This is a genomic window from Qipengyuania sp., from assembly GCF_048550555.1.
GTDB lineage: Bacteria > Pseudomonadota > Alphaproteobacteria > Sphingomonadales > Sphingomonadaceae > Qipengyuania.
This window is the reverse complement of record NZ_JBLYYF010000041.1, coordinates 1-18,461: the sequence shown is the minus strand read 5'-3', so window position 1 is coordinate 18,461 and position 18,461 is coordinate 1. Positions and strand designations below refer to the sequence as shown.

The window sequence follows — 18,461 nt, the reverse complement described above, 5'->3', positions numbered from 1 at the left end:
AGGAGCGGAAATGAATCTGATCGACCCCCGAGCGAAATTCTCGCCCCCCGACGGAGAGGGCTCGGTCCAGGTTGCGCTCGACCCGCGCGACGCGATCAAGGGCGCCAAGGTCTTCGCCGTCTACGGCAAGGGCGGGATCGGCAAGTCCACGACCTCTTCCAACCTCTCGGCAGCGTTCAGCAAGCTCGGCCACCGGGTGCTGCAGATCGGCTGCGACCCCAAGCACGATTCCACCTTCACGCTCACCAAGAAGCTGATGCCCACGGTGATCGACGTGCTCGAAACGGTCGAATTCCACAGCGAGGAACTGCGGCCCGAGGACTATATGTTCGAGGGCTACAACGGGGTGATGTGCGTCGAGGCGGGCGGCCCGCCGGCGGGCACGGGCTGCGGGGGCTACGTCGTCGGCCAGACGGTCAAGCTGCTCAAGCAGCACCACCTGCTGGAAGACACCGACGTGGTGATCTTCGACGTGCTGGGCGACGTGGTCTGCGGCGGCTTTGCCGCACCCTTGCAGCATGCCGAGCGCGCGCTGGTGGTCGCCGCCAATGATTTCGACAGCATCTTCGCGATGAACCGCATCGTTGCCGCGATCGGCGCGAAGGCCAAGAACTACGAAGTCCGGCTGGCGGGCGTGATCGCCAACCGCTCTGCCGCGACCGACGAGATCGACCGCTTCAGCGACGCGATCGGGATGAAGCGGCTCGCCCATTTCCGCGATCTCGACGCGATCCGCCGCAGCCGGCTCAAGAAATGCACGCTGTTCGAGATGGAGGACAGCCCCGAGGTCATCGCGGCGCAGCAGGAATATCTGCGGCTTGCGCAAATGCTGTGGGACGGCGTCGATCCGCTCGAGGCGCATCCGATGAAGGATCGCGACATCTTCGACTTCCTGGGATTTGAATGATGGCTACACACGCACCCACCCGATACGACACGCAGCGCGAGAAGCTTGCCGCCTATTTCGACGGTACGGCGCAGAAGGCGTGGATCGACCTGACATCCGACGCCAAGGTCGGAGGGATACGAGCAACGGTTCGCGCCGGCCGCGACCAGATGCGCGGTCTCCTGCTGAACTGGCTGCCCGACGACTTGCGCCGCAACCGCGTGCTGGACGCAGGCTGTGGCACCGGGGCGCTGAGCATCGATGCCGCCTGTCGCGGCGCGCAGGTGCTTGCGGTCGACATTGCTGCCGGGCTGGTCGAGATCGGTCGCGATCGCGCGCCAACTTTCCTCGGCCATGGGCGGATCGATTGGCAGGTCGGCGACATGCTCGATCCCTCGCTGGGCGAGTTCGACCATGTCGTCGCGATGGACTCGCTTATTCACTACCGCGCCGAGGACATGGTCGCGACGCTCGAGCGGCTCGGCAGACGTTGCCACGGATCGATGCTGTTCACCTTTGCCCCGCACACACCGCTGCTCGGCGCGATGCACGGCGTCGGCAAGCTGTTCCCGCGAGGCAATCGCTCGCCTGCGATCGTCCCGATCGCGGAAGCCCAACTGTGCGCGCAGCTCGCGCGCCTGCACGAGTGGCGGATCGGCCGGACCGAGCGGGTCTCGAGCGGCTTCTACACCTCGCAGGCCATGGAACTGGTGCGACGCTGATGACCCGGATCGCCCGCCTTTCGTCGAACTGGAGCAGGGTCGCGCTGACCTGGCTGCCGTTCGCCGATGCGGCGGGCGATCACCTTCCGCTCTCCCGCCTGCTGCGGCTCGCGCTGTTCCAGGTGAGCGTGGGCATGACCATGGTGCTGCTCAACGGCACGCTCAACCGGGTCATGATCGTGGAACTCGGCACGCCTGCCTGGCTGGTCGCGCTCCTGATCGCCCTGCCCCTGCTGTTCGCGCCGTTCAGGGCGCTTATCGGCCATCGCTCGGATACCCACCGCTCGGTGCTCGGCTGGCGGCGAGTCCCCTACATCTGGCTGGGTACGATGATGCAGTTCGGCGGGCTGGCCATCATGCCCTTCGCCCTGCTGCTGCTGGGCCGCGAGGGAGACTTTGCCCTCGGCCTGTGCGCCAGTGCGCTAGCGTTCCTCTTGGCCGGTGCGGGGCTGCACACAACCCAGACGGCAGGCCTGGCCCTTGCGACCGATATCGCGCCCGAAGACAAGCGGCCGCGCGCCGTGGCGCTGCTCTATGTCATGCTGCTCGCCGGGATGATGCTGTCCGCTCTCGTTGTCGGCTCGCTGCTGCTCGAGTTTTCCCCGACCCGGCTGGTGCAGGTCATTCAGGGCGCTGCCGTGCTGACATTGGCGCTCAATGTCACCGCCCTGTGGAAGCAGGAGGCACGCAGCGCGGCGGTGGTCGCGCAAGATACGCCCCGCCCGCCGTTTGCCGAAGTCTGGCAGCATTTTACCGCGGAGCGCCAGACCCGCCGCCTGCTCGTGGCCATCGGCCTCGGCGCGGCGGCCTTCGCCATGCAGGACGCCTTGCTAGAACCTTATGGCGGAGAGATTCTTGGCCTTTCGGTCGGTGCGACGACCGGGCTCACCGCGGCATGGGCGTTCGGCACCCTCACAGGTTTTGCCCTTACCGTGCGGAAGCTCGACCGGGGCACGGACCCGATGCGCATCGCCGGTTCCGGTGTCGCTACGGGCATTGCGGCTTTCCTGCTGGTGATCTTCGCTGCCCCGTTTGGATCGCCCACGCTGTTGGCAATCGGTGCGGCGACCATTGGCTTTGGCGGTGGCCTGTTCTCCGTCGGCACATTGCTTGCTGCGATGGCGCTGGCACAGGGTGGCACGAGCGGCATCGCCCTTGGCGCCTGGGGTGCGGTTCAGGCCAGCTGTGCGGGTCTCGCCATCGCCTTGGGCGGCATCATGCGCGACCTGGTCTCGCGCCTGGCCGTCGCCGACGGGCTCGGAGCGACGCTGGCCGACCGGGCGACCGGATATACCACCGTCTACCTCGTCGAAATCATCCTTTTGCTGGCGACGCTCGTCGTGGCCGGACCACTGGTCGGGCGCGACCGAAATCACGTGCCGGAGCAGAATGCCGCCCGTTTCGGGCTGACAGAGTTTCCCACCTGACCCTTCGGGAAGGAATGTGCAATGAGCGGTAATATCGTCGGATTCATCGATGTCGCAGAGCTGGCGCTCTACGCCTTCGTCCTGTTCTTCATCGCCCTGATCTTCTGGCTGCGACGCGAGGACCGCCGCGAGGGCTATCCGCTCGAGGACGAACTCACGGGAGCCATCGAAAGCGCGGGCGGTCCACTGCATACGTCCACGACCAAGTCTTTCCTGTTGCCCTTCGGCAAAGGCACCGTGACGGCCCCGACCAAGGGTCGCGAGCCGGTGAACATTGCCGCCAGGCGACGCGAGAATTTCGGCGGCGCGCCCTATTCGCCGACCGGCAACCCCTTGACCGACGGGGTCGGTCCGGCGGCCTTTGCGGCGCGCGCCAACTGGCCCGACATCGATGCGCACGGCAATCCGCGCATCGTCCCTCTGTCGAGCGACGCGGCGATCACCGTCGCCCCCGCCAGCATTGACCCGCGCGGGCTCAAGGTTGTCGGCGCGGACGGCAAGGTGGCGGGCACGGTCACCGACCTGTGGGTGGACCGGGCCGAGCACATCATCCGTTACCTTGCGGTCGATACCGGAGCGGGAACCGTCCTCGCCCCGATGGCCATGGCGCTCATCCGCCGTGACCACGTATCGATCGACGCGATCAATGCCGCCGACTTCGCCGGCGCCCCCATGCCGGCCGGAGCCGCCGAGATCACGCGCTACGAGGAAGAGCGAGTCGTCGCCTACTTCGGCGGTGGTTACCTCTACGCCAATGCCGATCGGCAGGAGCCGTGGCTGTGAACCCGACCGAATACGAGCACGAGCCGATTCGCGGCCTGCCGGGGGACCTCCCGCCGGGAGAGCGGATCCTCTGGCAAGGCGCGCCGGACTGGCGCACCTTTGCCCGTAGTGCCCTCCACACCCGCTGGATCGGCCTCTACTTCGCGCTCATCGCTGCCGTCGCGGCGGTCGGCGGCAGCATGGGCGGAATGCTGGCGGCGGTCGTTTCGGCGAGCGCGATCTTTGGCCTCCTGTCGCTGTTCGCGGTCATGGTCGCCCGCACGACGGTCTATACGATCACCAACCGCAGGGTCGTCTTGCGTATCGGCGTCGCGCTCAACACCTGCGTCAACCTGCCGCTCGCCCTGATCGGTTCTGCCGAGCTGCGCGAACAGGGAGCAGGCTTCGGCGATATTGCACTGGTCCCTACTGCCCCGCACGGCCTCGGCTACGCGATGCTCTGGCCGCATGCCCGCCCGTTCCGCTTTTCGCGGGCCGAGCCGATGCTGCGCGCAGTGCCTGAGGCGAAGGCGGTCGCCGACATTCTCGCACTGGCCTGCGCCGCGATCACGCGGGTCAGCCGCGAGGAGATGCCCGCACGAAAATCGGCGACTCTGCCCAGCCGGGAGGTCCCCGCATGAGCCACGCGCATAGCCACGAGGAAACCGTACCCACGCCGGCGCTGGTCGCTGCCGGGGCGCTCGTGGTTTTCGCGCTCGCCATGACCGCTACGGTCAAGCTCGGCTGGGTGGACCGGAGTGCCGTTCCAGCCGTCGAACGCGCGACGGCGAATGTTGCGCCCGTAACCAGCCGGAGCCTTCGCTTTGCCGACCGGCCGGACGGATCGGTCCTCATCACCGACGCGACCAGCGGTGTTCCGGTGTCCACGGTAGTGGCGGGGGGCGACCAAGGCGGCTTCATTCGCGGCGTGCTGCGCGGCCTTGCCCGCGAGCGGCATATGAGCGGGATCGGCGAAGGACCTCCCTTCACCCTGACCCTGTGGCGCGACGGCTCGCTGTCGTTGCGCGACGAGGGGACCGGGCGCCTGGTCGATCTCGGGGGGTTCGGAGCCGACAATCGCGACGCCTTCCTCGTTCTGCTCCCCGAAAGGAGCCGCTCATGAGCGCGCGTCGCATCGATGTCCCCTGCCGAATCTCGATCGAGCAGAGCGAAGCGCATTTCCATGCCCATGTCGAGCTCGATGGCGACATCGCCATCCACCCCGGCGACCGCGTGCGCGTTCACGGCGCACCCATGCGGGTCGCCTTCGGGCAGAGCGCCGTCTTCGAACGGACCGCCACGGTGACGCGGGCCGGCCCATTGCTGCGCGGCTGGACCAAGCTCGCCGCTTATCTCGACCTCGCCGAACTCTATGAAGTTAGCTTCAGCCCCGGGAGCCTGAAATGAACGCCCACACCCCGATCAACGCCCGGACCGACGCCGCGCCCGACACCATGGCCATGGCGACGCACGAAACCGTGCTGAGCCCGCGCTTCTACACCACCGATTTCAAGGCGCTCGACGCGATCGACGTTTCGCTCGTCCGGCGGGAATGGGATGCGCTGATCGAGGAGTTGCTGGAGGATCGCAACAAGCGCCACTTCAAGCGCGATGCCAGCTTCGACGGCGTCATCGAAAGCCTAGATCCGGAGCTGCGCGCCGAATTCATCGACTTTCTCGTCAGCTCGCTCACTGCCGAATTCTCCGGCTGCATTCTCTACGCCGAGATCGCCAAGCGGACCAAGAACCCCGATGTGAAGCAGCTGTTCAAGCTGCTGGCGCGCGACGAGAGCCGCCACGCCGGTTTCATCAACGAAACGCTCAAGGATGCCGGGATCGGGATCGACCTGGGCTTCCTCACGCGGACCAAGAAGTACACCTATTTCAAACCGAAGTTCATCTGGTACGCCGTCTACCTGTCGGAGAAGATCGGATACGCGCGGTACATTTCGATCTACCGCCACCTGGCGCGCAACCCCGACCAGCGCTTCCACCCGATTTTCGAGTGGTTCGAGGAGTGGTGCAACGACGAGTTCCGCCACGGCGAGGCTTTCGCCATGCTGATGCGCGCCCACCCCAAATTGCTGCGGGGCCACAACAAGCTCTGGGTCCGCTTTTTCCTGCTATCGGTCTACGCGACGATGTATGTCCGCGATCACGGTCGCCCGGTGTTCCACCGAGCGCTGGGCGTCGATCCGACCGAATACGACTATCAGGTGTTCGCGATCTGCAACCAGATCAGCCGCCAGGTCTTCCCGGTCGAACTCGACATCGACGATCCAGCCTTTCGCGCCAAGATGGACGCGCTGTTGCGGGCCACCCGGCGGATCGAGGCGGGCAAGGCGCGCGGCGGGCTTTCGGGAGCGCTGATGCGTGCCGGCGGCATGGCGGGTGCCGGCTGGGCGTTTGCGCGCATGTATTTCCACCGGGTCAAGCCCAACCCCCTGCCCGACACCATCCGATTGCAGCCTGCATGGTGAGCTGGTCGGGCCATATCCTCCCGGTCATCGCGACCATCGCGATGTGGTTTCTCGCCACAGGCCTCATCGCGTGGCTCGACAATCGCGAACGCGCTACCTTCCCGCGCAGTCTCGTGTGTGCGGGCCTCGCGGGCGTCTCGGGTCTCGTGATCGTTGCGATCTCGATGGGTTCGGCGACCATTGCCGGGGTCTACTGGGCCTTTGCCGGAGCCATCCTGATCTGGGCGTGGCACGAGATCGGATTCCTGACCGGCGCCATCACAGGGCCACGACGCGAGCCTTGTCCCGAAGGCGCGTCAGGCTGGCAGCGGTTCTCGCACGCCAGCGCAGCCATGGCCTGGCACGAAATCGCGCTCGCGGTCACCGCGGTCCTGCTGGTTTCGCTCAGCTGGAACGCGCCCAACCAGGTGGCCGCAATGGTCTTCGCCCTGCTCTTCGTCCTGCGCCTCAGCACCAAGCTGGCGATCTTCGCCGGCGTGCCGAACATGAGCACCGAGATCATGCCGCAGCACCTGGGCTACCTGAAGAGCTATTTCGGATCGCGGCGCTTCAGCGCAATGCTGGGCGTGGCAATCCTTTTCAGCTTTGCGCTCGCCATATGGCTGGGCGGCGTGGCGAGCGCGGCAAAGCCCGCTACCGCAGAAGCGGTCGGCGGCAGCCTGTTGTTCGCTCTCGCCGCGCTCGGCGCTCTCGAGCACCTGTTTCTTGCCCTGCCGCTACGCGACGGGGCGCTGTGGGGATGGGCCTTGCGGTCCCGCACCCGCGAAACTCTGGGATCATGAGAGAAGGATAGAGGGCATGGATTTCGACGCCTTTTTCAAGGGAGAACTCGATGCGGTGCGCGAAGAGGGCCGCTACCGCGTGTTTACCGAGATCGAACGCCATCGCGGCCGCTTTCCGCACGCCACCCGCTATGTCGGCGAAGCGACGTCCGACGTGACCGTCTGGTGCTCGAACGACTATCTCGGAATGGGCCAGCATCCGGTCGTGATAGAGGCCATGCACCGCGTCCTCGACGAATGTGGCGCTGGAGCCGGAGGCACGCGCAACATATCCGGCACCAACCACCACCACGTTCTCTTGGAACGCGAGCTGGCCGATCTGCATGGCAAGGACGCGGCACTGCTCTTCACCAGCGGTTACGTATCGAACTGGGCGGGGCTCGGCACGCTGGCAGCGAAGATTCCCGGCTGCGTTGTGTTCTCCGACGCGCTCAATCACGCCTCGATGATCGAAGGCATTCGCCACAGCCGTGCGCCTTACAAGATCTGGGCGCACAATGACCCCGAGGATCTCGACCGCAAGCTCGCCGACTTCGGCCCTGAAGTGCCCAAGCTGGTCGCCTTCGAAAGCGTCTACTCGATGGATGGCGACATCGCCCCGATCGCCGAGATCCTCGACGTCTGCGAGAAGCATGGCGCCATGTCCTATATCGACGAGGTCCATGCGGTCGGGCTCTACGGTCCGCGCGGCGGCGGCGTGGCCGAGCAGGAAAGGCTAATGGACCGCATCACGGTGATCGAGGGAACGTTGGGCAAGGCCTTCGGGGTCATGGGCGGCTATATCGCCGCATCGGCCGATCTCGTCGATTTCGTGCGCAGCTTCGCCAGCGGGTTCATCTTCTCCACCGCCCTGCCCCCCGCGGTGGCGGCGGGCGCCTGCGCGAGTATCAGACATCTCAAGGACAGTGAGCGCGAACGCATGCTGCAGCGCGACCGGGTGGCGACAGTCCGACGCCGGCTCGATGCGCTCGGTATCCCGCACCTGCCAAACCCCAGCCACATCATCCCGGTGATGGTCTGCGATGCGCGCAAGTGCAAGATGATCAGCGACTGGCTGATGGACAACCACGGCATCTATGTACAGCCGATCAATTACCCGACCGTGCCGCGCGGCACCGAACGGCTGCGGATCACGCCGTCTCCCGTGCACACCGATGGCGATATCGACCGGCTCATCCATGCGCTGAGCGATATCTGGTCGCAATGCGAACTGGCGCGGGGCGCGATCGCGGCCTGAGCCCTTTCCTCTGGCCAGCAATGGAAGGCGCGGGCTGCGTGCCCGCGCCCTCATCTGCCATCGCAGGATGACTTACTGCCCGCCCGTTTCGAGATAGGCGATCACGTCTGCCCGGTCCTGCCCCTTGGGCAAGCCGGCAAACGCCATCTTCGTGCCTGGTACGACCCGCTGGGGCTTTTCGAGATACTGGTAGAGCTTTTCCTTCGTCCAGGTGATGCCGCTGTTTTTGTTGGCATCGCTGTAGGTATAGCCTTCCACCGTTCCTGCAGTGCGGCCGACGACACCGGCCAGTGAGGGGCCGATCTTGTTTACGCCAGCTTCCAGTGCATGGCACGACTTGCATTGGATAAAGACCTGTCCGCCATGCGTTGCGTCGGCGGTCATCGAGGCCAATGTGGTCCCGTCGAGGGTATCGGTTTCATCAGGTCCGGGCGCTGCCTCTACGGGGGCCGGCGCTGGTGCGGTCGCTGCTTCCGTGCTCGCTGCAGTCGTTTCCTGCTCTGCGGCAGGCTCGCTGTTGCCTCCCCCACAAGCGGAGAGCAATGCGACCGATGCAATCATTCCCATTCTCGATAAAATGCCGTTCATAGCCTTTCCCTTTCCCCTCGGGGCGGCGAAGAAGCCCGGTTTTCGGGACAAAAATAGACTCCGCCCAACCTAGAAACACTCACGACGCGAAATGGTGTCCTCCCGATGGTGAAATTTTCTCGGAACTGGTCGAGTTCTAGTCCGATACCCCTCCCGTCCGGTGTGAAGGAAACTGCGAGTCGCCTCAAGCTGCAGATTTGAGACCGCAAATGTAGGGCATCGCCAGCGTCCATTGCCGTCAGTGCGGTCAAAATTCCTCACGCCGGAAGCATGTTTGGTGAGACCGCCGGAGTCGCCAAGAAGCCCGATCTTCCGCGTTCGGAAGTGACGCTGCGCATCCAGCTTCAGTCGTCGCAAGTCTACGCAATTTTCCTGGAATCCGAAATTCGCCGACTCCGCCCCATCGATCCGTTGCCGCTGACAGCAACCGAGCTTCGGGCTCGCTCGCTCCAGAAGCCGATCGGCAAATCGGCCATGGTTTCTTTCCCGGACCCCGGACCTGAACTGCAATCCAGCGGACTGCCGTGTTGCTAGGGTTTGAAATGACGACGCTTGGCGACGCGATATGATCGCTGCTCGCGCATGGCTTTTCATCGAGGACCCGGTTCAGGCTCATTATTACAACCGCACCTCAGCACGTGTCACAGATGTAGCGCCAATCGACCGGGATCGACGAGACTGTCGCGCGGAGCCCGACAGAGATATGATCGACTTGCTTGCGAGTTATCGCGGTCAAAGGTGACTTGAAGTCCAAACAAGCCCGGCGCCGGCCAAGCATTTTGATTGGAGCTTGAGAGACTGAAGGGGGCTTCAGTGAACAGCTACAACGAGAAATTCGATAGCCTGATGGCTGTTACGACCGAGATGGGCCCCAAAACCGTCAGTCAGCAACGCGCCCTCATTTCGGACGTTCGAGCTCACTCAGAGAATCCCTAAAAGCGGACCGGCAGCATTGCTTCGGCAATTAAATGATCGGTGGAAAGCAGCCGTTCTCAGTCAAACACCAGCATGCCCTCATTTTTCATTCCGGTGCCCCGCCCACAGCCTGGTAGAGGTCCACCAGCGTCGTCAGTTCGTCGGCCCTGGTCTGGATCTGCGACAGTTCGACGCCGAGCAGCGCGCGCTGGGCATCGACCTGTTCGATATAGGGGGTGTAGCCGGCGCGGTAGCGGTTGCGCGCATGGCGCAGCGCATCGGCGACCGCGGCACGCTGCGCCTGCAACGCGGCCGCCTGGTCGCCTAGATTGGCCAGCACCGCCATGCGATCCTCGACCTCGCGAAAGGCGGTGAGCACGGTCGAGCGATAGGCCCAGGCCGCCTGGTCGCGCTGGGCGGTTGCCCCGTCCAGTTGCGCCTGCAGCCGCCCGCCCTGGAAGATCGGCGCGAGGATGCTCCCGCCCAGCGACCAGATTCCGATCGGGTCGGCGAGGAGGTCGGACAGGACGAGGCCCGCGCTCGCCCCGAGGTCCAGCGAGGGCAGGAAGTCGGCGCGCGCCACGCGCATCTTGGCGTCGGCCGCTGCGATCCGATATTCGGCGGCGGCGATGTCGGGCCTCCGGCGCAGCAATTCGGAAGGCAGGGTCGCCGAAGGTGCTGGCGTCTTCAGATCGGCCAGCGTGCCTCCTCGCTCGATGCTGCCGGGCAATTCCCCCATCAGGGTCGAGAGGGCGTTCTCCTGCCGCGCGATCTGCGCTTTCAGCTGCGGCACCAGCTGCGCCGTGGCCTGATATTCGGCCTCCGCCTGGCGCAGGGGCAGCTGCGAAGTATAACCCACCTCCGCCCGATCGCGGGCGAACTTGACCGCCTCCTGCCTGGAAGCCAGCGTTTCCTCGAGCACCGTCAGCCGCGCATCCAGTGCCAGCAGCGTGATGTAGCCGCTGGCCGTCGCGGCGGTTACCGCCAGCCGGGCGGCTTCCTCGCCCGCGGCGCTCGCTGCGACACCGGCTTCGGCGGCATCGACGCGGGCGGCGTTCTTGCCGAACAGGTCGACCTCGTAGGATGCGCGGAAGGCAGGCCGGGCAACGACCGATTCCTGCGCCTGCCCGAAGGGCGAAACCTCGCGCCTCACGCCACCCTCGACACCTGCGCCGAGCGAGGGGAGGAGATAGCCGCGCGAGCCCTGTTCGGTGGCACGCGCTTCCTCGACCTTGGCTGCGGCGATGCGGACATCGGGGTTGTTGAGCCGTGCCTGTTCGACCAGCCGGGTCAGCTGGGGGTCGCCGAAACTCGCCCACCACTGCGCCTCGACCGGCGCGGTCGTGGCCAGTTGCGTGCGCCATTCCACAGGCGGAGCGACGGCTGCGCCGACGGGAGCGTCCTGGAGCGTAGGTACGCAGGCGGACAGGGCCAGGGCCGAGGTCGCGGCGATGAGGAGCGAGCTGCGCATGGTCATCAATCCCTCGTGTGCACCGTCGCGACGACCGACATGCCCGGCCCCAATCGCCTGGCCGCCTCCTGCCCCGGATCGAGTACGATGCGGACGGCGATCCGCTGGGGCACCTTGACGAAATTGCCCGCCCCCGTGTCGGGCTTGACCAGGCTGAACTCGCTGCTGGCGGCGGGCGCGATGCTTTGCACCTTGCCGGCGAGCTCGACCCCGCCGAGCGCATCGATCTCGAGTGTGGCCCGCTGGCCGACCGCCATCCTGGACGTCTGCGTTTCCTTGAAGTTAGCGACCACCCAGAGATCGTCGGGGACGATGTACATGAGCTGCGTCCCCGCACTGACCAGCTGGCCGACGCGGGCGGTCACCTCGCTCAGCCGGCCCGAGCGCGGCGCGCGGATCTCGGTTTTCGAGAGTTCGAATTCGGCGAGGCCTTTCGATGCTTCGGCGCCCGCGACCTGGGCTTCGAGCGCGCCCCTGCCGACGGTCACGGAGCGGACGTTTTCCGCAGCGATGGCGCGTTGGGCCTGGGCCTGCCTTACGCCGGCCTGCGTCTGCTGCAGCGCGGCACGGGCCTGATCGCGCTCGCGCAGCGATACCGATCCCTCGTCCACCAGTTCGGCGATCCGGTTCATGTCCGCCTGCGCCTTCTGAAGTCCGGCGCGGGCGCTGGCGACTGCGGCATCCTGCAGTTCGAGCTGCGCCCTTGCCGAACGCAGGCTCTGCGCGCTGTTGGCGAGCGTGGCCTGCTGGGCGGCAGTATTGGCCGCACCCTGCTCGACCTTCTCCCGAAACGGGGCGTCGTCGATCCGGGCGAGGAGGTCCCCTTCTTCGACCCTCTGGAAATCCGTCACCGGAACCTCGACCAGATAGCCGGCGACCTGCGGGCTGACGATGGTGGTGCGCCCGCGCACATAGGCGTTGTTCGTCGTTTCCTTGCCGCTGTCGAAGGGCGGCAAGCCCCAGGCGTAGAGCGCCGCGAGCACGCCCGCGAGGATGAGCAGGACGGCCACGCCGATCCGGCGGCGCGAGGGGTTGGGCGACCAGCCGCCTGCGGTTTCGGTCTGGGTCTCGGTTTCGATCTCGGTCCCGTCCGGTTCCGCCGTCACGGTCTCGGGATTTTCGGCCGTGGTGGAGATGCTATCGTTCATTGTCGGGTCCTTGCGAGCATGGCCTCGAGGAAGGCCAGTTCCTTGGCGAGCGGGTTGCGCCCGCGGATCTTGTTGGTCAGCCAGCCGGCGAAGAGCACCGCGAAGGTCACCGCGGCGAGCGTGCCGATGAGGAAGAAGACGTCGTTGAAGGCGAGTACGGCCGCTTCGCGCCCGACTTCCTGCGAGATGGACGCTGCCGCCGCCTGCTGGCGCAGGGCCGCATCGGGCTGCAGCGGCGCGGCGCGGCGGGCGGCATTCGCCAGCGCCTGTGCCAGCGGCGCGTTGCCGAGCGTCAGCGTGTTCCCGGCGTCGATCAGATGGGTCTTGAGCCGCACGGTGTGAAAGGCGGAGAGCAGGGAGATGCCGGCCAGCCCGCCCAGCGATTGCGACAGCGAGAAGACGGCGATGAAGCTGATCACATAGCTCTGCCCCGCCGCGAGCGCGCGCAGCATCCCTTCCATCATGATCGGTCCCATGGCGAAGACGGCGGCGAAGGCGATGGCGGCCTGTGTGAGGTAGAGGTCCTGCGGCCGCGTCATCACCCCGGTTCGCGTGTCGGCGAAGGCGGCAATGCAGATCACCAGCACGGCAGCCAGCACCGGGCGGGTGAGGTCCTTGGGGTCGAGCCGGACGACCGACAGCACCATCCCGCCGCAGGTCGCCCCCGCCAGAATCCAGAAATAGCCGGTCAGCTGCTGGTTGCCGTAGCCCAGCGCGGCGAACATCCCGCTGGCCCCGAAGCCCTGTTCGGCCACCAGGATGCGGACCGTCGCGCCGATGATGGCAAGGCTCAGGATTGCCCGGCTGGACAGCCAGCTGAGGTCCAGCATCGGGCCCTTGCGGTTCGCCTCGATCAGGAAGCACCCGCCCAGGCCGACCACTGCGATTGCCAGCGCGAGCCCGAGCCACGGCGTGTCCCACCATTGGATGCGGCCCTGGATCAGGAAGGCGCACAGGGCGCCGACGCCGACGATGAACAGCGCGATGCTGAGGATGTCGAGCGGCTCGAAGGTCTTCTTCCGGATGCCCGGTGGAAGGCGCAGCAGATAGACCAGCCCGAAGCCCAGCAGCGACAGCGCGAACTGGAACTGGAACACGCGGGTGATGTCGCCATCGACCAGCAGCGCGGGCGAAAGCGCGCGGGTGAGGGGAAAGGCGATCTGCACCAGCCCCAGCGAGATTACCAGGCCGCCCACGCGCATGGCGGCGGGAAGGCCCTGCATGAGGTAGTAGATCGACAGCGCCGACAACCCGCTGGCCGTGATCCCCGCAACCGCCCGTGCCGCGAGCTCGGGATAATATCCGGGCCCGATCATCTGGATGAAATTGGCCGCGACGAGGCTCGCCATCGCCCAGCGGACGAAGGGCTGGATGCCAAATTCCTGCCGCACGCGGAACAGCAGCATGCTCATGCAGGCATAGGTCGAATAGAAGGCGACCGTCAGCCAGCCGGCCTCGACCGGGGTGAGCGCGAATTCCGCCTGCAGGGCGCCGGTGTTCGCCAGCAGGAAGCCGTTCTGCGCGCCACCGATCAGACCGAGCAATATGCCGATGCCGAGATAGGCTGCGCGCCTTGCGGGCGGGTGATCGGGATTGGCCGGCGATCCCGGCAGGATCGGCATCTCGTGCGGCTTGAACCGGTAACCGGCGGCTTCATCGATCAGGACCTGGCGCTCAGCCATCTCGCAGGGCTCCTTCGATCAGCACGGTTTCGAGGGCCGCGGAGAATTGGTCTTCCTCGGCGATGTCGTCGACCAGCCTCGCCAGCCGCTCGCGCCGGGCCACCGTGCTGGCCGCGGAATAGATGAAATTCGCCACCCGGAAATCGAGGTGTGCCGGTGTGGCCGGGCAGTCGCTGGCAGCCTCCTGCGCGAGCTCGTTGAAGTGCCGGTGCAGGGGCAGCGACAATTCGTCGAGCAGCCATTGCGAGCGCTCGGTGTCGATGGTGATGTCGCGCAGCAGCAGGCGGGGGACTTCGGGGCGCTCCAGGAGATAGGCGAGGAAAGCCTTCATCGAATGGCGCAGGCGCTCGATCGCGGGGTGGTCGCTCGTGGCGGCGAGCGCTTCTTCGAGCGCTTCGCGCAAATCGCAGGCCGCCTGCGATACGATGGATTGCCAGAGCCCGCTCTTCCCGCCGTAACGATAGGAAATGAGCGCGACATCGACCCCAGCGTCCGCTGCGACTTCGCGCAGCGAGGTCGCTTCGTAGCCCTGCGCGGCGAAGCACTGCAGCGCGGCGCCGGCGATCGCGGCGCCGGTATCGCTATCGGTGTGCTTCGGCCGTCCGCGGCCGCGTCGCTGGGTCATCTGCCGCTCCTCGAAAGCAGCGAGATGGGGCCGTCCTTCCAATATTCAATAGTTGTTGAATATTCGTCCAAGCTGGCGCTCGTCCCCGCGGCAAGGCGCGACCCTTACTGCAGGATAACCGCGGGATGCCGAACGGTTCCGCAGCGCACAAATTTCGCCTCTGCGAAACCGAAAGGACGGTCGCCGGTTCGAATTGCAAGGCGTGCGCAGATGCGTTCGCGTCCCCCCGATGCAGCAAAAGGCGACGAGCATGAAAATCCTGATGGTTCTGACCAGCCACGACGAGCTGGGCGATACGGGCAAGAAGACCGGCTTCTGGCTCGAGGAGTTCGCCGCACCCTTCTATGTGCTCAAGGATGCCGGGCACGAGATCACGCTCGCCAGCCCCGCCGGCGGCCAGCCTCCGCTCGATCCCAAGTCGGACGAACCCGACGCGCAAACCGATGCGACCAAGCGGTTCAAGCAGGATGAGGAGGCACAGGCGCAGCTCGCGGCGACCGTGAAACTGGCAGAGGTGGATGTCGCGGCCTTCGACGGGGTCTTCTATCCCGGTGGCCACGGCCCGTTGTGGGACCTGGCCGAAAGCCCGGTGTCGAAGGCGATCATCGAAGGTGCGCTCGAATCCGGGAAGCCGGTCGCACTGGTGTGCCATGCGCCTGCCGTGCTCAAGAACGTGACCGCGCCCGGCGGCGTACCGATCGTCAAGGATCGCAAGGTTACCGGCTTCACAAACGAGGAAGAAGAGGCAGTCGGCCTGACCGAGGTGGTGCCCTTCCTGCTCGAAGACGTGCTCAAGGAGCAGGGTGGTTCCTTCTCCAAGGCCGGCCCGTTCGAGACCCATGTGGTGGAGGATGGCCTGCTCATCACCGGCCAGAACCCGCCCTCAAGCGAGCGCGCTGCCGAAAAGCTGCTCGAAGCGCTCGCTGTCGAGGCCTGATCGGTACCTAAGTGGACTGGGGCGGGGATCTGACCGATCGCGTTGACCGTACTCCGAATGCGTAGCCCTTCCGGACCGAGATAGTGGTCCGCGAAATTCGCGCGGAACACGCGGTCGGCATAGCGCGCGCCCTCGGGGTGCTGGATGAAGCCGAGCGCTTGCAGGTCCTGGAGAGTCGGGGATCGGCACGCCCAGTAGTGCGGGAGGATGAGATCGAGGTGCTCGTCGCCCGGCCGCTCCACGGTGAGCCTCGGATGGCGGAGTTCGCCGGACACGACACCGAGATCGAATGCGCCGGATAGCACGCCTTCCACGATCCGGTCTTCGGGACCTGCGTCGAGAACGACCGTCAGGTCGGGGGCTGAGGTCATCCAGCCGATCACGCCGGGATAGACGAGCATCGCGAAGCTGCCCGAGCAGGCCCGATCCACCTTGCCGCTATCGGCATCCCCATCCTCGAGACTGGCGAGGAAGTCGCGCTCGTCGCGCCAGCGGGACCGGGCCAGGGCCAGGGCCAGGGCCAGGGCCAGGGCCAGCGTCTTCTCGCCTGCTTCGGTCAGGATGAAACCCGGCGGTGCAGAAGCGCTTGCTCCGCCGGGGTCAACGCCAAAACCAGAGCGCGAACCGTCTCCCAGGCAACACGACAGGCGAAACTTGCAACGCTCGACCGCCCATTCGAATGGCTACAATAGATGGCGCTAGTCTGATGGCGGCTTCGGAGGCCCAAGTTCCTATGAGCGGACAGTCTCCTGCCGGGCCCAAAGAAGTCAGTTCGGAGCTGCGGAATTACTGCCCTGCAATCCCACAAACTTGCGCGCCACGTCCATCCAGAGCTGCTTGCCACCTTCGTCTCCGACCGCATCGATCATCACAAAGCATGCGCCCGGTTTCAAACCGAGAATAGCCATTTACGGTCGGCATTCTACCGATAAGCAGAATCCACTTTCAAATTCTGATCAGGCCACAGCCTGTATGCCTCTAGTTAACGCGCTGGAGTGAGAAGTGGTCGGAACTTACCTCGACACCCAAACGTCAGGTTACAATCGCAAACGACCAGGCTTGCACGGCTGCTGGCTTCAGTTGCGGACGGTGACATCGACATTGTCGTATGTGAGTCTCTCGACAGATTAGCGCGTGACGGAGAGGGCATCGCGTGGGCAGGCAAAAAGCTGGCGTACGACCACGTTCAACTCTTCACAGTTGCCGAAGGTGAGATCGACCAGATCAAACTCGCTGTAGCTGGATTGCTAGGCTCTATGTTCTTGTCGAGCTTACAACAGAAGACTCTCCGCGGAATGGAGGCCGCAATACTCGCCGGCCGCGCTGCCGGTGGTCGGACCTACGGATTTCGAAGCGTCTCTCGAGAAGTCTCCAATGACGCAATCATACGAGGCCTCAGAGAAATTGACGATGATGAAGCCGCGATCGTCCGCCGGATCTTCCGAGAGTTCGCTTCCGGCCTATCTGCGATCAGGATTGTCAGCCGATTGAACGAGGAAGGCATTCCAAGCCCCAGAGGGGGTCAGTGGAACCCGAGCACAGTGAGGGACAATCGGAAGAAGCATACCGGAATCCTCAATAACCCGCTCTACAGAGGTCAAATCATCTGGAAGCGACGGGAATGGCGCAAGAACCCGAATAGAGATGCTCGCGAGCGGCGCTATCGCATGCGCGAAGAGTCGGAATGGGTCAGAGTTGATGCTCCTGATCTGCGCATCATAGACGAACCTCTATGGAACGCCGTACGTGCGCAGATAGAGAAGCGTAGTCGTGCGCAGGTAACGTCTTCGTCCCCCGTCGCATCAAGGCGCCGGAAGCATCCCATGTCGGGCCTGATCAAGTGCGCATCGTGCGGTTCGAATTTTACAATTGCCGGCAGAGATTACTACCGTTGTGCATCGAATAGAGAGCGTGGCACCTGCCACAATTCGCTCTCCATTCGGCGAGGTGAAATCGAGGACGCAGCACTCTCGTGCATCGAGGACCATCTCCTGGATCCGAAGCTTATCGAACTCTTCGTTGCCGAGGTCCACAGGCAAACCGAGCGTCAAAACCGCAGCGCGAACACGAATGACATCCGAAACGCTGCGCGGTTGAAGGAAATTGAAGGACAGATCGCGACGCTCGCGAATAATATGCTGGTCAGCTCAGCGAGCCCGACCTTGCACAAGATGCTCGCCGATCTGGAGGACGAAAAGAGGCTGCTCGAAACGAAAAAGCCCTCCGCCAGCACCCAGGTGAAGCGCCTTCCTCACCCGGTCCTCGTCAAACGGTTTAAGGCTAAGGTGAAAAACCTTCGCGCTGCGCTGGAAGATGAGACCATCCGACTACAGGCCGTTGAGGTCATCGGAGCGCTAATTCACAGCGTCACGATTTATCCAGGCGAAGCGCTCCTGGGAGAGATCTCCGCAAAGGTGGTCGATTTGGCGACCTACGCTGCTTCGCTGAATGACGCCGATTGGGCTGTCCGGAGGGAGTGTTCGGTAATGGTGGTTGCGGGGGTTGGATTTGAACCAACGACCTTCAGGTTATGAGCCTGACGAGCTACCGGACTGCTCCACCCCGCGGTACCTTCTTGTTACGCCTCAAGCTCCGGCGCCGACATCCGTCGGCTTGGCTTCCCTCGCATAAGCTCGGGCGGCCGGTCGGGCTTGCGAAGTGCTGGGCACTTCGATGGCGCCTTCATCGCCGGCACCGAGGCCGGAGACGCAAAAGCCGCCGCTCGGTTTTCACCGGCAGCGGCCTTTGAGACAAGTGAATGGGTTTATAGGGGTACCCATCGAAGCGGTGCTTCGACGG

At 64.9% G+C, this 18,461-nt stretch carries 19 protein-coding genes, 1 tRNA gene and 1 pseudogene; 13 read left to right on the top strand and 8 right to left on the bottom strand.

All coding sequences use genetic code 11. From position 1 onward, the window contains the following. The first annotated feature begins 10 nt into the window (after positions 1-10). Genes bchL through hemA form a run of 10 tightly spaced genes read left to right on the top strand, consistent with a single transcriptional unit; the run spans position 11 to position 8,296 of the window. Positions 11-907 (top strand): ferredoxin:protochlorophyllide reductase (ATP-dependent) iron-sulfur ATP-binding protein, encoded by an 897-nt coding sequence (gene bchL / locus ACN4E0_RS11115; protein WP_419567833.1) that lies wholly within the window; start codon positions 11-13, stop codon positions 905-907. Next, on the top strand, positions 907-1,608 hold the full coding sequence (gene bchM / locus ACN4E0_RS11110) for a magnesium protoporphyrin IX methyltransferase (RefSeq protein ID WP_419567832.1): 702 nt from the start codon (positions 907-909) through the stop codon (positions 1,606-1,608). The genes bchL and bchM overlap by 1 nt, the downstream gene beginning before the upstream one ends. Beyond that, on the top strand, positions 1,608-3,035 hold the full coding sequence (locus tag ACN4E0_RS11105) for a BCD family MFS transporter (RefSeq protein WP_419567831.1): 1,428 nt from the start codon (positions 1,608-1,610) through the stop codon (positions 3,033-3,035). Before bchM ends, ACN4E0_RS11105 begins: the two co-directional genes overlap by 1 nt. A gap of 21 nt (positions 3,036-3,056) precedes the next feature. Then, a complete protein-coding gene (puhA, locus tag ACN4E0_RS11100) occupies positions 3,057-3,818 on the top strand; it encodes a photosynthetic reaction center subunit H (RefSeq protein ID WP_419567830.1) in 762 nt (253 codons plus the stop codon). Continuing rightward, positions 3,815-4,438, top strand: coding sequence for a photosynthetic complex putative assembly protein PuhB (puhB, locus tag ACN4E0_RS11095; protein ID WP_419567828.1), 624 nt, complete (start codon positions 3,815-3,817; stop codon positions 4,436-4,438). Before puhA ends, puhB begins: the two co-directional genes overlap by 4 nt. After that, positions 4,435-4,920 (top strand): photosynthetic complex assembly protein PuhC, encoded by a 486-nt coding sequence (puhC, locus tag ACN4E0_RS11090; protein ID WP_419567826.1) that lies wholly within the window; start codon positions 4,435-4,437, stop codon positions 4,918-4,920. The genes puhB and puhC overlap by 4 nt, the downstream gene beginning before the upstream one ends. Further along, entirely contained in the window at positions 4,917-5,204 is a 288-nt protein-coding gene (locus ACN4E0_RS11085) for a hypothetical protein (protein ID WP_419567824.1), read from the top strand. The genes puhC and ACN4E0_RS11085 overlap by 4 nt, the downstream gene beginning before the upstream one ends. After that, positions 5,201-6,277: a magnesium-protoporphyrin IX monomethyl ester (oxidative) cyclase gene (acsF, locus tag ACN4E0_RS11080; protein WP_419567822.1), complete on the top strand. Its 1,077-nt coding sequence runs from the start codon at positions 5,201-5,203 to the stop codon at positions 6,275-6,277. Before ACN4E0_RS11085 ends, acsF begins: the two co-directional genes overlap by 4 nt. Further along, the gene (gene puhE / locus ACN4E0_RS11075; protein WP_419567821.1) at positions 6,271-7,059 is read left to right on the top strand and encodes a putative photosynthetic complex assembly protein PuhE; all 789 of its coding nucleotides are present in this window, start codon (positions 6,271-6,273) and stop codon (positions 7,057-7,059) included. Before acsF ends, puhE begins: the two co-directional genes overlap by 7 nt. A gap of 16 nt (positions 7,060-7,075) precedes the next feature. After that, on the top strand, positions 7,076-8,296 hold the full coding sequence (gene hemA / locus ACN4E0_RS11070) for a 5-aminolevulinate synthase (protein WP_419567819.1): 1,221 nt from the start codon (positions 7,076-7,078) through the stop codon (positions 8,294-8,296). A 72-nt stretch (positions 8,297-8,368) separates the two neighbouring features. Here the strand turns inward: hemA and ACN4E0_RS11065 are convergent, their stop codons facing one another. Next, positions 8,369-8,884: a c-type cytochrome gene (locus ACN4E0_RS11065; RefSeq protein WP_419567818.1), complete on the bottom strand. Its 516-nt coding sequence runs from the start codon at positions 8,882-8,884 to the stop codon at positions 8,369-8,371. A gap of 270 nt (positions 8,885-9,154) precedes the next feature. Between ACN4E0_RS11065 and ACN4E0_RS11060 the strand changes: the two genes are divergently transcribed. Beyond that, positions 9,155-9,418: a hypothetical protein gene (locus tag ACN4E0_RS11060; RefSeq protein WP_419567817.1), complete on the top strand. Its 264-nt coding sequence runs from the start codon at positions 9,155-9,157 to the stop codon at positions 9,416-9,418. A 487-nt stretch (positions 9,419-9,905) separates the two neighbouring features. Here ACN4E0_RS11060 and ACN4E0_RS11055 read toward each other — a convergent pair whose 3' ends face one another. The 4 genes from ACN4E0_RS11055 to ACN4E0_RS11040 are packed head-to-tail and all read right to left on the bottom strand — an operon-like array spanning position 9,906 to position 14,725. Beyond that, positions 9,906-11,270 carry an efflux transporter outer membrane subunit gene (locus tag ACN4E0_RS11055; RefSeq protein WP_419567815.1) on the bottom strand — a complete coding sequence of 455 codons (1,365 nt, stop codon included), beginning with the start codon at positions 11,268-11,270 and terminating at the stop codon, positions 9,906-9,908. A 5-nt stretch (positions 11,271-11,275) separates the two neighbouring features. Continuing rightward, entirely contained in the window at positions 11,276-12,418 is a 1,143-nt protein-coding gene (locus ACN4E0_RS11050) for an HlyD family secretion protein (protein WP_419567814.1), read from the bottom strand. Further along, positions 12,415-14,100 carry an MFS transporter gene (locus tag ACN4E0_RS11045; RefSeq protein WP_419567812.1) on the bottom strand — a complete coding sequence of 562 codons (1,686 nt, stop codon included), beginning with the start codon at positions 14,098-14,100 and terminating at the stop codon, positions 12,415-12,417. The genes ACN4E0_RS11050 and ACN4E0_RS11045 overlap by 4 nt, the downstream gene beginning before the upstream one ends. Then, on the bottom strand, positions 14,093-14,725 hold the full coding sequence (locus tag ACN4E0_RS11040; RefSeq protein WP_419567810.1) for a TetR/AcrR family transcriptional regulator: 633 nt from the start codon (positions 14,723-14,725) through the stop codon (positions 14,093-14,095). The genes ACN4E0_RS11045 and ACN4E0_RS11040 overlap by 8 nt, the downstream gene beginning before the upstream one ends. Positions 14,726-14,975: 250 nt before the next feature. Here ACN4E0_RS11040 and ACN4E0_RS11035 point away from each other — a divergent pair, with 250 nt between their 5' ends. Next, positions 14,976-15,662 carry a type 1 glutamine amidotransferase domain-containing protein gene (locus tag ACN4E0_RS11035; RefSeq protein WP_419567808.1) on the top strand — a complete coding sequence of 229 codons (687 nt, stop codon included), beginning with the start codon at positions 14,976-14,978 and terminating at the stop codon, positions 15,660-15,662. A gap of 131 nt (positions 15,663-15,793) precedes the next feature. On the opposite strand, the pseudogene ACN4E0_RS11030 reads toward ACN4E0_RS11035, so the two are convergent. Both ACN4E0_RS11030 and ACN4E0_RS11025 read right to left on the bottom strand, forming a co-directional pair. Then, positions 15,794-16,033 (bottom strand): annotated as a pseudogene (locus tag ACN4E0_RS11030) (LysR substrate-binding domain-containing protein); the annotation flags it as partial. A 396-nt stretch (positions 16,034-16,429) separates the two neighbouring features. Next, the gene (locus ACN4E0_RS11025) at positions 16,430-16,570 is read right to left on the bottom strand and encodes a hypothetical protein (RefSeq protein WP_419567806.1); all 141 of its coding nucleotides are present in this window, start codon (positions 16,568-16,570) and stop codon (positions 16,430-16,432) included. A gap of 87 nt (positions 16,571-16,657) precedes the next feature. Between ACN4E0_RS11025 and ACN4E0_RS11020 the strand changes: the two genes are divergently transcribed. Beyond that, on the top strand, positions 16,658-18,196 hold the full coding sequence (locus ACN4E0_RS11020) for a recombinase family protein (protein WP_419567867.1): 1,539 nt from the start codon (positions 16,658-16,660) through the stop codon (positions 18,194-18,196). Here ACN4E0_RS11020 and ACN4E0_RS11015 read toward each other — a convergent pair. Next, positions 18,153-18,229: transfer RNA gene (locus ACN4E0_RS11015), tRNA-Met, on the bottom strand. The genes ACN4E0_RS11020 and ACN4E0_RS11015 overlap by 44 nt on opposite strands. Positions 18,230-18,461: the final 232 nt, after the last annotated feature.

Coding starts and splice junctions, on each gene's coding strand:
- bchL (WP_419567833.1), top strand. CDS start 11: ATGAATCTGATCGACCCCCGAGCGAAATTCTCGCCCCCCGACGGAGAG.
- bchM (WP_419567832.1), top strand. CDS start 907: ATGGCTACACACGCACCCACCCGATACGACACGCAGCGCGAGAAGCTT.
- ACN4E0_RS11105 (WP_419567831.1), top strand. CDS start 1,608: ATGACCCGGATCGCCCGCCTTTCGTCGAACTGGAGCAGGGTCGCGCTG.
- puhA (WP_419567830.1), top strand. CDS start 3,057: ATGAGCGGTAATATCGTCGGATTCATCGATGTCGCAGAGCTGGCGCTC.
- puhC (WP_419567826.1), top strand. CDS start 4,435: ATGAGCCACGCGCATAGCCACGAGGAAACCGTACCCACGCCGGCGCTG.
- ACN4E0_RS11085 (WP_419567824.1), top strand. CDS start 4,917: ATGAGCGCGCGTCGCATCGATGTCCCCTGCCGAATCTCGATCGAGCAG.
- acsF (WP_419567822.1), top strand. CDS start 5,201: ATGAACGCCCACACCCCGATCAACGCCCGGACCGACGCCGCGCCCGAC.
- puhE (WP_419567821.1), top strand. CDS start 6,271: ATGGTGAGCTGGTCGGGCCATATCCTCCCGGTCATCGCGACCATCGCG.
- hemA (WP_419567819.1), top strand. CDS start 7,076: ATGGATTTCGACGCCTTTTTCAAGGGAGAACTCGATGCGGTGCGCGAA.
- ACN4E0_RS11065 (WP_419567818.1), bottom strand. CDS start 8,884: ATGAACGGCATTTTATCGAGAATGGGAATGATTGCATCGGTCGCATTG.
- ACN4E0_RS11060 (WP_419567817.1), top strand. CDS start 9,155: ATGTTTGGTGAGACCGCCGGAGTCGCCAAGAAGCCCGATCTTCCGCGT.
- ACN4E0_RS11055 (WP_419567815.1), bottom strand. CDS start 11,270: ATGCGCAGCTCGCTCCTCATCGCCGCGACCTCGGCCCTGGCCCTGTCC.
- ACN4E0_RS11050 (WP_419567814.1), bottom strand. CDS start 12,418: ATGAACGATAGCATCTCCACCACGGCCGAAAATCCCGAGACCGTGACG.
- ACN4E0_RS11045 (WP_419567812.1), bottom strand. CDS start 14,100: ATGGCTGAGCGCCAGGTCCTGATCGATGAAGCCGCCGGTTACCGGTTC.
- ACN4E0_RS11040 (WP_419567810.1), bottom strand. CDS start 14,725: ATGACCCAGCGACGCGGCCGCGGACGGCCGAAGCACACCGATAGCGAT.
- ACN4E0_RS11035 (WP_419567808.1), top strand. CDS start 14,976: ATGAAAATCCTGATGGTTCTGACCAGCCACGACGAGCTGGGCGATACG.
- ACN4E0_RS11025 (WP_419567806.1), bottom strand. CDS start 16,570: ATGGCTATTCTCGGTTTGAAACCGGGCGCATGCTTTGTGATGATCGAT.